The 11,563-nt window shown below is 57.7% G+C and carries 9 protein-coding genes; 1 reads left to right on the top strand and 8 read right to left on the bottom strand.

Features of this window, described 5'->3' with window-relative positions:
* Window positions 1-9 precede the first annotated feature (9 nt).
* Complete coding sequence (gene tssA / locus NUV89_RS07705) at window positions 10-1,575, bottom strand: type VI secretion system protein TssA (protein ID WP_257780847.1); 1,566 nt, start codon at window positions 1,573-1,575, stop codon at window positions 10-12.
* Window positions 1,572-4,523: an ImcF-related family protein gene (locus NUV89_RS07700; RefSeq protein WP_257780846.1), complete on the bottom strand. Its 2,952-nt coding sequence runs from the start codon at window positions 4,521-4,523 to the stop codon at window positions 1,572-1,574. The genes tssA and NUV89_RS07700 overlap by 4 nt, the downstream gene beginning before the upstream one ends.
* Here NUV89_RS07700 and NUV89_RS07695 point away from each other — a divergent pair.
* A complete protein-coding gene (locus NUV89_RS07695; RefSeq protein ID WP_257780856.1) occupies window positions 4,413-4,667 on the top strand; it encodes a hypothetical protein in 255 nt (84 codons plus the stop codon). The two genes, NUV89_RS07700 and NUV89_RS07695, sit on opposite strands and share 111 nt — an antisense overlap.
* 240 nt (window positions 4,668-4,907) lie before the next feature.
* On the opposite strand, the gene NUV89_RS07690 is transcribed toward NUV89_RS07695, so the two are convergent.
* From NUV89_RS07690 to NUV89_RS07665, 6 genes are all read right to left on the bottom strand, one after another.
* Entirely contained in the window at window positions 4,908-5,963 is a 1,056-nt protein-coding gene (locus NUV89_RS07690) for a hypothetical protein (RefSeq protein ID WP_257780845.1), read from the bottom strand.
* A 65-nt stretch (window positions 5,964-6,028) separates the two neighbouring features.
* Complete coding sequence (locus NUV89_RS07685) at window positions 6,029-6,292, bottom strand: PAAR domain-containing protein (RefSeq protein ID WP_257780844.1); 264 nt, start codon at window positions 6,290-6,292, stop codon at window positions 6,029-6,031.
* Window positions 6,293-6,365: 73 nt separating this feature from the next.
* Window positions 6,366-7,145, bottom strand: a complete 780-nt coding sequence (locus NUV89_RS07680; protein WP_257780843.1) for a hypothetical protein — start codon at window positions 7,143-7,145, stop codon at window positions 6,366-6,368.
* A 274-nt stretch (window positions 7,146-7,419) separates the two neighbouring features.
* Window positions 7,420-8,211: a hypothetical protein gene (locus tag NUV89_RS07675; RefSeq protein ID WP_257780842.1), complete on the bottom strand. Its 792-nt coding sequence runs from the start codon at window positions 8,209-8,211 to the stop codon at window positions 7,420-7,422.
* On the bottom strand, window positions 8,208-10,850 hold the full coding sequence (locus tag NUV89_RS07670; RefSeq protein ID WP_257780841.1) for a glycoside hydrolase family 19 protein: 2,643 nt from the start codon (window positions 10,848-10,850) through the stop codon (window positions 8,208-8,210). The genes NUV89_RS07675 and NUV89_RS07670 overlap by 4 nt, the downstream gene beginning before the upstream one ends.
* A gap of 30 nt (window positions 10,851-10,880) precedes the next feature.
* Window positions 10,881-11,563, bottom strand: a 683-nt coding sequence (locus NUV89_RS07665; RefSeq protein WP_257780840.1) for a DUF2345 domain-containing protein, incomplete at its 5' end; no start/stop codon positions are given.

Raw genomic sequence — 11,563 nt, 5'->3', positions numbered from 1 at the left:
TGTTGACGTTCAGCTACACAGCACGGCGGCGCGTACCGGGTCGATGACCACCAGCGCCGCCAGCAAGGCTTCCATCCTGCGGGCCAGGCTGGGTTTGTCGGCGTCGTTGCGCTGGGCTTTGATGCGCAGCAGCTTGAGCAACCGCGCCTTGACCTCGAAATGCAGGTCGGGCTCCCACTCGGCCAGGGCCTGGCGTTGCGCGCTGGCATCCAGTTCGCCCAGCAGGTGGATGGCCAGGTCGCCCTTGCCATGCTGCTCGGCAACACGCGCCATCAACAGCCGCAGCAACCAGCGCTGGCGCCCGGTGTTGATGCCTGGGCGAGCCGCCAGCCAGGCCAGGGCCTGGTCCACGCCGTCGCTGTCGGCCTGGGCCAGTGCTTCGCTTTCCAGCAGCAGGACGTCGGCGGCGTCCGTCGTTGGCACGACGGGTGCAACCGGAAGCCAGGCCTGGGGGCGATTGCCGCAGACGTGCTGGGCGATCCACTCGCGAGTGGTCTCATCGGCGAACGGGCTGGCGTCGCTCCAGCGCAGGTCTTCCAAGCCCGGCAGGCGTTCAAGGAACATGCCCAGGTCACGCTTGGTAATCTCCGCCCAGCCATCCTGGGGCGGCGGTTGCCGGCTCAGGGCCTGGTACAGGTACCACTGCAGATCCAGCCAGAAATGGTGCACGCCCTCGGCGTAGATGCGCTCGACCTGATCGAGCAGTTCGGTCCAGCCCTGTTGCAGGTACAGGCGCTTGAGCTGGGCGCGATAGTCCGCTCGCGGCGGCGCCAGGCGGGTGTTGCCATTGGCCTCTTGCGGGGGCGCCTGGTGCACCGTGTCCCAGCGCAGGCTTTTCATCAGGCGGTGGGCGGCTAGCCAGCCCTGGGGTTGCTCGCGCAGATAACTCGCCAAGGCCCGGCCGCTGTCCAGCAGGTCACGGCCGGAGCGGATCATGGGCGTGGGCGCCGCCGGGCTGGCGCTGTTCTGCGGCACCAGTGCGTCCATGCCACCGGACTGCGCGAGCCGCGCGGTCAACGCCGCATAGAGCGGGCCCAGCGCCGGGCGTTGCGCCTGCGGCCACGCACTCACGCCCCGCTCCAGCCAGGCCAGCGCCGCAGCGGTACGGCTGGCCTCGGCCTTGACCACTTCCGGGTACAACAACAGCGTGTCCAGCACCTTGGCGCTGGCCAGCCATTCCAGGGCCAGCTTGCGGCTGTTGGCGCGCGCGGGCAGCACCTCGGTACCGAAACGCTCCACCAGTGCCGCCAGCAAACACAGACCGTCGGCGAGCCCGGCTTCGCCGTCCTGCTGCAGGCGCGCCCACAAGTAGTACGTGGCCACGCGCAGGTCCTTGCAATGGTGGAGCAACAGGTTCTGCGCCAACTCGGCCACCTGTTCGGCATCCGCCCCCGAGAGCTTGTTGACCTCTTCGCGCATGCGTTGGAAGTCGTCGTTATAGGCCGGGTCTTCGCCAGCGGCGCAGTCAGCGCTGATGGGCAGCAGCCAGGGTTGCCAATGGCCCGCCTCGGCCTGGGCGATGGACAACGCGTCCCGCTCACCCAGGCAGCGATCGATCAGGCTTCGCAGGCTCATGGTGCACTCCCGTTTTGCGCATAAGGCGTGTCCATCCCTTGCTCGCCGAGAAAGATCTGCCGGGGCAGGTTGAACCCTCGCAACTTGAGCAATGCCAACGGCCCTGCCTCCAGTTCGGTGCGCAGATGCCAGACCAGATTCAAGCCATCCGGCGCCTTGAGCACCACGCGGTAGCGGCTGTCGACATCGTCCAGCGGCGTGACCTGGGCTTTTTCCAACAGGCGCAACAGGCCCCAGGTACCGGGAAAGTCGCCGAACAAGCGCTCGCCGGTATGCACGCTGGTCCAGCTCAGACTGGCGCCGGGATAGTCACCGCGCCCCGGCCAGTTGAAGCGCTGCCAGCTTTCCTTTTGGTTGAAATAATCATGGGTTTCGCCATTGAGGATAAAGCGGGTTTGCACCACATCGCGCACCGGCTTGCCTTGCAACTCAAAGCGCAGGCCCATGCCGCCATCGGTGTAGAGCACGTCGGCCAGATCGCTGAGCTGGTTGATCGCACTGAGGAACTGCGGGTTGAAGCGCAGGCCCTGGCTGTGGCGCGGGTCGGCCAGCCAGCGGTTGCCCTCTTTGCGTAACACGCCGCTCAATTGCTGCTGCAAGAACTGTTCGATGCGCCCGGAATCAGCGCGGATCATCTGCCCTAGCATGGGCAAGGAGGCGTCGCTGGCAGTGGCCGCAAACGGATAGCGGTTGGCAAAGGCGCTGTCCCACTGATTGACGATGGAGCGTTGCCATTGACTGTTGAGCCCGGCAGCCGAGGGTTGCAACACGCGCTGCCAGGCCTGCTCAAGCGGCTGCACAAACAAGGTTTGCGCCACCCCGCCCCACTGCGCCCCCAGGCTGGCGGCCAGCAGGCTGCCGTAGGACTGGGTGTCGGTGAGGTCGATGCTGCGGCCCTGGAACACGCTTTGCGCCAAGGTTTGGGTCATTTCCAGCGGATCAGGTGCGGTGCTGACCTGCTGCAGTTTCAGGCGGACCCGGGTCACGCGGGTGAGGAAGGTTTGCAGGCTCAAGCCGTCATCGTTGCGCTTGTCGAGCAGCGTCAGGAGCGGGCCAAAGGTCGCGTCCAGTGGGCTGCCGGGGACATCGGCCATCTGGTCGATCCGCGGCGCGTTATCCTGCCCGATCAGCTTTTGTGCGGACTTCACCAAGGAATCCGCCAAGGCCTGCGTCCGCGCCCCGGCCTGCCCCTGGTAAGCGAGGGTGTTCATCAACGCAATCAGCGGCGACTGGCGCACATCGCTCATCAGCGTCAATTGGTCGATCACCTCATCCAGACTGCCCGCCGCCTGCCAGCGCAGGCTGTTGAGCATGTCCAGCCAGGCGCTGGCGTAGTCCTGGAAGTAACGCTCGGTGAGGCGCTCGCGCAATTGCGCGGGGCTCAGCCGGGTGTCGAGGTCGGCGGGGTTGTCGCTGAGCACCCAATCGATCTCCTCGCGCCGCGCCTCGGCGACCCTCTCGATGGCATCGCGCACCTGCCCTTCCCAGGCCTGGCGGGTGAACACGCCAGGCACGCTGGCGTCGGTGGCGAACAGCGCGACGGCATCGGTGTCACCCACCAGTTGGTGCAGGCCCAGGGCGGGATAGTGATTGGCGGCGCCATCGAGGACTTGCTGGTAGAGGCTGCCCTCGGCGTGGCGTTGGCCCAACTGGCGCAGCAGAAGCTGCCGGACTTGTGCGACCAGGCGGGGATCGAGCGGGATGCGCCAGGCTGGGTTGGCGGGCAGGTGCTCGGCATAGAACTGGCGCAGACTGGGCGGCATGCCTGGGCGTGCGGGTGCAAGTTCGTTGAGGGTTTTGAGCAAGAGTGCGGCGTCGGTTTTTTCGGGGCGCGCCATCATCAGGTAGGCCTTGAGTGGGGCGTAGGCGTCCTTTGTCCGCTCGGGGTCGCCGGCTGCCGGTTTGAGCAGCGCCGTGAGCTGCTGGTGCAGGATCGCGGCCAAGGGATCGCGGATCAGGCGGTTGTTGGCTTCGACGTAATGGGGCCAGAGGGTTTCCAGCAGTGGTTGATTTTGATTGAGGCCGAAACGTTGGTGCCAAGGGGTACCGTGGACGGCGCGGTAGTCCAGGCGGGCCAGTTCTTGGACTAGATCGTTGAGGGCTAGCAGTTGGGCGTCGCCTTGGGGGGTGGTTTGCAGGGTGTGGAGAACGGTTTGTGCGCGGGTGATCTGCGTGCGGTTGTGGGTGAAGGATAGGAGTAGGCCTGCGGTCCACAGTAGGGTCAGGGATAGGGTCAGGGTGTATGCCACTCGGGTAGCGCTCCAACCCAGGCGGCGTTTTGCGGGTTTGTCGCTGACAATGCCTTGCCAGGCTGGAGGAGCGGGCCAGAAGTGTTCAGGGCAGTTTTCGATAGGCGGGATCGGTTGGCTGAACCATAGCCCGCGTAGCGGTGTACCCTGGGAGAATTTGTCTAACAGCGGTGCGAGCGTTTGGCACCAACGGGTAACTCCTTCCACCTGCAGATCGCGGGAAAGGCGCAATAAAAAATCGTGATTCATATCATCGTGCATGTTTGCCAAGCCTGCGCGGCGCAAGGGCGACGGCAAGTCTTCCAAACAGCCCTGCAACACCTGGACATCAAGGGGTATCGGCAGCAGACACCCCACCGCTTGTAAGGTGCGCACATCCTCAAGCCAGTGACTATTGCGAACCTGCCAAAAATGCAACGGCAACTGCCAATTCAAACTACGAGCCAATTGCTGCAACTGTTGGGTACCTGCGCCCATCAAAACGTCTTCAGCACAAAGCACGTGGTCTAGTGCCCAGATGACACCGTCCAACGCGCGCCAGCGGCTCAGCCCAGCCCAATGCAGAGGGAACAACTTTTGCAATTCTGCTTGAGCACGACCGCCCCACAACAGGACGGTATGCTGGCCTTCCAGCCAGCGTTGTGCGCCAAGATTGGGGGCGATGGCCTCAATGTGGTCGGGCTCACCCACAACCAACATCAGACGGACCTTTCGACGCCAGAAAAAACCATAACGAGCCTGCAAGTGCTTTTTCAACAGGTCGACACACTGCGCACTCTGAGCGTCAAGGCGCTGAGTGACAACAGCCTGTTCGGGCTGAATCAAGTCGTCTGGCACCTGTAGCCGGTAAGCCGAGCGCCCCAACTGATGGCCCAGAAAATGGTAAGCCATCAAGAACGTCATCAAGAAAAAAGTCATAGCCGCGCTCAGCCACAACCCGATGGTTTGCCCAACACTGCCGGGCCGTATCCCGACTGTCTCCGGATAACGCCATATCAACGTGCCCAATACCGCACCGACCAACAGCAGTGCGGCCAATACAACCACCAACCAAACAATCCGTCGAAATTGCATCCGAAAATCCTACTTCGAAAATGATTCCACCGGTGTCAAGACCGTGCACCAGAGCCCTTGCGCTCCGTTGCCGTCACCACTAAAGATGAACTGCGATCCGACACCGCACTCAATGGCCTGCGTTGCTGAGGCAATTGCCAGCCAAGGTGATGCCCTGCCTGGATTACCCTGCGAGGCATCCAGGTCATTAATCCTTTGCTTGTGCGTTGACTGAATTGGCACTTTTTCCAACACCGCCAGCAACTGCGCACCACCCTCCGTATCAACCCCCGCTCTCCAGATCTGCACGATGGATTGCGCATTCAACGGCACCCACTCCAGTGCTTGGCGCACGGCATAAAGCAAAGCATCGGCATTTGCCTCACGCGCTTGCTCCGGTCGATGCAGACAGGCCTTACAGGGCAGCGCCTGATGCGTCGTGCGATTGGTGAGCAACATCCCGATCACCACCTCAGCTCTACCCTCCGGCCGTTGCGGCATGAACTGAGTCGCTACCACCAGGAGTAACGCCTGATCAGCTATGCGACGGTCCAACCAACCGTCCAAGGCATCTAATCCGCAGCTCGAAACGGGAACTATCGACTGCCGAATTCCAGAAAGACTCCAGGCTCGTCGCCATGCTTGTCGCGATACGACCTGCGGCAGAGCACTCTCGACTTCGAATAGCACAGCCAATGGCACGTCCCCAGGCACCTGCTCCAGAACCGGCGCGAGGTCAGCAAGTACTTGCGTCAGCGCCTTTTGCAGCCTCAGCCCTGAAGCGTCTTCGATGCTACCCGCGACGAAGTGATGACTTGCAGCCAACACCCATTGAGCACGCCGACCACGCCGGAGCTTGTGAGCAAGATCCTCTTCACGCGCCATATCCCACCCATCGGCGACTTGTTGTTGCCCCAAGTACAAGAAGACACGTCCAAATCCCAACAGACACCAACCAAGCAGTGGAACACCCAGTGCCAACCCCAAAAAATTGATCGGGCGCTGATGCAGAAGTTGAGCGCCGAATAAAGACACCCCACCCACACCAAGCAAGAGCAGAAACAGCGGTAATCCTGCAAACCACAACCATCTCCCCGGGCGAACGGGTCTGGAAGCCTGGGCAGGTACTTGATCCAACCTGACTGGCATGACTAACGCGCACTCACAGCAGGCAGTGACGAAATCAAGGCGCAGCCGCAAGCACATCGATGTCCATCGAAGGCCACTGGAAGACCGCGATCACGAAACGCAGGATGGCCCTCGGCAATCACCGTTTGGCCATGACCAGGGATTGGGCAACTCACGACATCGCCTTGGCGTGCCGCGCCTATGCCTCTGAAAATCATCGTGGTAGAGCCTGATAGGACTGTGCCCCCACTGGTTGTTTTATCGCCGATGAGGATGATGTTTTTCATGGATACTTCCGACCATTAGAAATTAGAGAGTTGGCTAGACCAAGCAATAACCATCGACTGCAACGCTGGACACTTAGTTTTTACCGAAAATCAATGACTTGCATTGCATCCATCGCTTGATTTCCTTCCCGCCCCCTAAATACGAAACCTTGCACCAGCCTGCCGTTGAGTCTTCAAGCATCACCTTGTCCCCTTTTATCAAGTACATGCCTTTAGGATCTTGCACGGAGGGCTCCACATCACCTCCATATAGAAACGCTTTTTCTTGAACCACACCAAATACCGAGACAGACGCGCATATAAAATCAAACAACAGAGAGCGCACAGCACCAACCACCGCCCTCCTTTCCTTATAGGGGTATACGTAACCACCTTTCACATGCCTATCAAGCAAGTCCCCGCCCAAGCCAAAAAAACGAGAAAGTTTTTCATCTTTAACAAGTCGTCCGGTTTGAGCCCTAATCACAGCCACATCGTAAATATCGCTTACAGCATCCCAAGACATTGGCGCCTCAACGCTATGAACTACAAACAGAACCTTCTCAATTGCATCAGTAACAGAAAAAGCAAACACATCACTGATCACTCCCTTTGTCCCTGCATATGGAAGATCATAAACAAGCATCCGCCCCTCAGATTTAGATACTGAGTAAATTGCAATACCATATGGGTCTCGCGACAGCTGTCCTTGTTTCTCCCGTGGCATTTCCACGTATACAAAGCATGCAACAACTCCGTTAAGCTCTACTGGTCGATATGCAAGCCCACTGCCAACGCCAGCACATAAGTGCTCATCCGCAATTACAGGAAGCGCCCAAGCACAGAATAAGACAAACAATAGAGATTTCAACATTTTGTACGCTCACGTCTTCAGCAACGAAAGAAAATCTGCGCAACACCTAACTCTTATTACTATCGCTCAGACAGACCAGCCAACCCCACTTTTATAGATCAAGCTCCAACTGCAACTGGAGCACCTTAAAAACTGTCGAGCACTCCACTACCGACATCATATTTTCTTAAAATCAAAAACACAAAACAGCCTAAAAATCAATTGAAATCGCACTCTAAAAATCTGCGGCTTAATACCTACAGCGAACCCAGCACTCCAATCTCACGGCATTAAATTAACCAAAATCACACCCACCAACATCGCTACATTTCAACCACCCCTCAGGGCTGGAATCTTCTGAAAACCTGAATTCAACCCATTCCTGCCCGCGCACACTTTCAACATTCAAAAAAGTAACTTTATCTCCCACCTTCAAATATCTATCAGTTGGCCCCGCAGCCTCTGGTGAGGAAAAAATCCACGCCCTCTGCGACTTTACTTCAGCGACAAATGGAACTCTCCCCTCGAAATCCATATCGTCAGACACTAAGAAGCTAAAAAAGGAACTATCATGCCGGTAAGCTCTGCGCGTCACCTCGCCGCACCCAACACAACTATCCGAGAGTTCAATAAAAAACTTTCCATCTCGAAAAAAATATACATCCTCAACCCATACAGCGCCATTTTTATAAGCGCTAATAACGCGGCCATTTTCAACCCTGTAATTGCACAACTCTCCCCCAGAAAACAACAACTCACCTAGAGATCTATCCCGCCCCATATAAGTCAACACCTTGTAGCACGTATTAACACCTCGGCTTCCCAGACGAAAAAATACCTCCGCCACACCATCACCCGTTAGGTCTTCAACATACACATCCTCGTACATCTCAAAAATATCGCGCATGAATTTTTTTGATGGGGACACTGCAAACGTTTCTCCCTTTTCGGAAACAGAAAACAAGAGTGGCACAGCGCTAACCACGTCAATGATAGGCAACTCTACTCGTCCATAGCTTGCACATGAAAAAACATAAAAAAATACGGCTCCACAAACTCTAAAGACATACGTTACAACCGGCCTCATAACAGCCTCCACTCTTTCCGAATAGCCTCATATATTTTCACACGCTCATGCAGCCCGTTGTCACCGCCATTCACTGCGCGAGTTATAAGCTGAACGTTATCAGGCTCATGGTTTACCAAAATATTAATATCACCCCGCGCATCATGCTTCTTGCTAACAGCTCCGCTATATCGCCAATACCAGCACGACACGTCTATCGCATTGAACATACTTTCAGCTAGCGCTTCCGGGTCCTCTACAAAATCAACCCCTCTGTAACTAGAGTAGGCCGCATAGTTATTCTTCCACGTCAACTGAATCAACCCTCTACCTTTGTACTTCGGCCCATCACCAACCTTTGTATTTCCGTTAGCCACTGCGCCAGCATGCCGCCCAGGGTCATACTGCATACCGGAACCAAACTCAACTGTCGTTTCGAAGGCAGCAGACTCATGAAAACATTGCGAAACAAAGTGCGCCTGCTGATGCGCGGTTACAATCCCGTAACGTTCAAGTGCCTCATTCAGCTCACTAACAAACCTGGCCTTATCGTAGTTATATATTCGCGGATACTTTTCTTTAAATACTTCAGCAAACGTACGACCTCCACCTTTTCCGGAGAACCAACCGCCGGACTTACCAGTTATCCTCTCTAATAGGTCTACTGTGATTCTTCGTCTGTCTGTGTAGAACTTCCCCAGCAACCCCAACGGATGCAAGTGATAAACCTGCCCATGCCCCGGCAACCCAACCCCTGCCGCCACTTCATCCCACCAACTCATCGCGTTGATCCGCCCCTTCTCCGCCACCCAATTCAGCTGCGGTGTCGAGCCGTTATGACCCAAAATCTCGTCCAGGCCATCCCACTTACTCGGCGTATGACGCCACTCGCTTTCATAAAAGATGATCAGTTGCGCCAGTGACTGTGCATGCGCCGGCAACGCCATCGCGGACTGCAACTCTTCGGCACCCATACTTCCATCGCGATTGCAGTCGATGATGTCGTAGAGCCGCGTCTTGAGCGGGCCGCTATCTGCCATGTCCGCCAAGGCACCATGACGTTCGATTTGCTCAGGGCTTAAACGGTTTGCCGCCCGGAGGAAGGAGGCAAGGGACTGGCGAGGCGTGTCGTAATTGAAGATCACCTCGTAGCCATCCCATGACCAGGGACTGACCCAAGGGGTGACGCCGACCTCTTCGCGAACCCAACCGTCGAGCAGGTTACGGTCTGCGTCGTGAAGCAGGCCCTCCAGTCGATACCAGTTGCAAGCCTTGCGACCCGGCATCGCCGCCACCTGGACTTTTTTCTCGGCCGGGAGCCCGTCCAGCAGGGTTTTGGGCACCCATAAATGGGCATCGCTGGCGGTGCTGGCCGCGTTCAGAGTCGGTGGTTGGGTTGCGCTGAAGTACGCCTGATGCGTTACCACGGCGCTGCCTTTGGCAAGTTTCAGCCAGGTTTTGCTGGTCGCCGGCAGTCGCTCAGTCCAAGCACGGCAATCATCGATAAACGTTTCCACGTCATCGCCACTGAACACTTCCAGATGCAGTTTTTCTTCCGGGTAATCGCTAGCACAGTCTTGATACAGGCCGAGATGACCGATCAAGTCAGCGGCCTTGATCGCGACGGGTGGATCGAGGACAACGATGCAATCCGCTACCGGTTCACGAGCCCCCTCCAGGGAGTCGGAGTGAACATACTGGTTCACACGCTCCAATTTACGGAAGGTGCCTTCACCACTGACGCAAACTTCCGTGCCCTGGGGCAAGCGCATAAGGATACGGCTATTGGCACTCGCTTCGGCGCGAACATTTAGTGCACTGGCCTTGACCCGATACTCTCCCCCACCACACGGGACCAGATACTCATGGGCAACATAACCTTGCAGGCGACCCTCGGCATCTTTCAACACGTCAGGGCCATCACTGCCCTCTAACTTACGGTACCCCCCCACCCCACTGACCATCACCTCCGCGCCCCTAAGCAGCATGGCCAGCGCCTTGCCACGCCGCGTCTGGCCGTACACATTCAGACCTTGCTGACCGGGATAATCGGCATGGACATCACTTACCGTGACCTTGACCCGGCGCGTCTGCGCTTCGGGCCAGAACCCTGGCCGAGCGATAGCTGGATCCGTCTGGTACACCGCCCAGTCGCGCAAGTGCATATACAGGCTGTAAAAGACCAGGCTTGGCGGGGTGTCTGTGTTGCCCTCGACTTTTGGTGCTTCAAGGCGGTGGCGAACCAACACGAAGTTGCGTGAAAACGGCTTTTGTACGGTTAGTTTTTCAAAAAAGTAGGTCGTGGTAGGTGAGTGCTGATCAATGCGATAAGCCACCACTTCACCATCGGCCAAGCAATGCACGCTGGATTGATCCAGAGTCCCCGCAGTGCCGCCGTCGAAATGCACACCGCCGTGCCACAGGCCATTACGCCCCACGGGGTAGTAACCCGCAGCGGCTTTAGCCATTTGGGTCAATTGCATGAGCGGATGGGCTTTATCCTTGAAGGGATGGCTCCAGTTCTTCAGCGGCAACGGCGTTGGCGAAGGGGCATCTGACTGAGTAGAGCCGCTCTCTGCAGTGGGCGAATCGGGCAAGTAAATCGGCATGTTTCGAGCGGGGTTGAAGAGCTCGAAAAACCGGAAAAACAAATTGGCCATGGGGTGCTTCACTCCTGGTTTCGCAAAAGATCAGCCTGAGAAACCCGTAAGCCCGGAGGGCACGGATTTATGCTCGGTCAGTTGAGGGGGCTGTGGTATTTCCAGCGACTGGCGGGCAGGCTCCAGGAACTGGAAGTCTGCAGCCTTGATATTGAAGTCGCCTTGTGTGCCGGATTCGATGCTGCTTTGATTCAGGGTGATGTAACTGCCGCCGGCATTCAGAGTGATCTTCTTCTTGGCGGTGATGCGGATTTCGTCATCGGTACTGGTGATGTCCATCCCATGACGCGCAACCAGTTCCAGCCTGTCGTTCTGTGCCTGGACACGTACAGGGCCTTGGTTGGCGATCAACTTGATGCCCACCTTGCGCACAAACAGGCTGACGCCCTGCCCGACCCCGATAAACAGCCGTTTGAGCACACTGATATCCGCCTCGGCTCCGGCGTTGACCATCAGGTTGTGCTGCGCGGCCAGCTGCAAGTGCTGCCCACTGGTCAGGGCAACGCCTTGAGGGGCGCTGAGCAGCAACACGGACGATTGCAGTTGTTCCAGGTCTTGCTTGAGCAAGTTCAATTGCGCTTGCACATCGGCGGGGTCGGCACTCGCGGCGCTGGCATCAGCAGACAATCCCTCCAACTGCTCACCCGCTTGCTGTAGACGCGCCACCGCCGCACTCATTTCCAGCATCTGCCCCTGCGCTTTGGGCTGCCCAT

It is taken from the genome of Pseudomonas sp. 18.1.10, from assembly GCF_024655625.1.
Taxonomy (GTDB): domain Bacteria; phylum Pseudomonadota; class Gammaproteobacteria; order Pseudomonadales; family Pseudomonadaceae; genus Aquipseudomonas.
The sequence above is the reverse complement of the archived record's forward strand: the minus strand, read 5'-3'. Positions and strand labels throughout refer to the sequence as shown.

Excerpts from the sequence above, each read along its gene's own strand:
- NUV89_RS07700 (WP_257780846.1), bottom strand. The coding sequence starts at position 4,523 with ATGTTGGTTGTGGGTGAGCCCGACCACATTGAGGCCATCGCCCCCAAT.
- NUV89_RS07680 (WP_257780843.1), bottom strand. The coding sequence starts at position 7,145 with ATGTTGAAATCTCTATTGTTTGTCTTATTCTGTGCTTGGGCGCTTCCT.
- NUV89_RS07685 (WP_257780844.1), bottom strand. The coding sequence starts at position 6,292 with ATGAAAAACATCATCCTCATCGGCGATAAAACAACCAGTGGGGGCACA.
- NUV89_RS07675 (WP_257780842.1), bottom strand. The coding sequence starts at position 8,211 with ATGAGGCCGGTTGTAACGTATGTCTTTAGAGTTTGTGGAGCCGTATTT.
- tssA (WP_257780847.1), bottom strand. The coding sequence starts at position 1,575 with ATGAGCCTGCGAAGCCTGATCGATCGCTGCCTGGGTGAGCGGGACGCG.
- NUV89_RS07670 (WP_257780841.1), bottom strand. The coding sequence starts at position 10,850 with ATGGCCAATTTGTTTTTCCGGTTTTTCGAGCTCTTCAACCCCGCTCGA.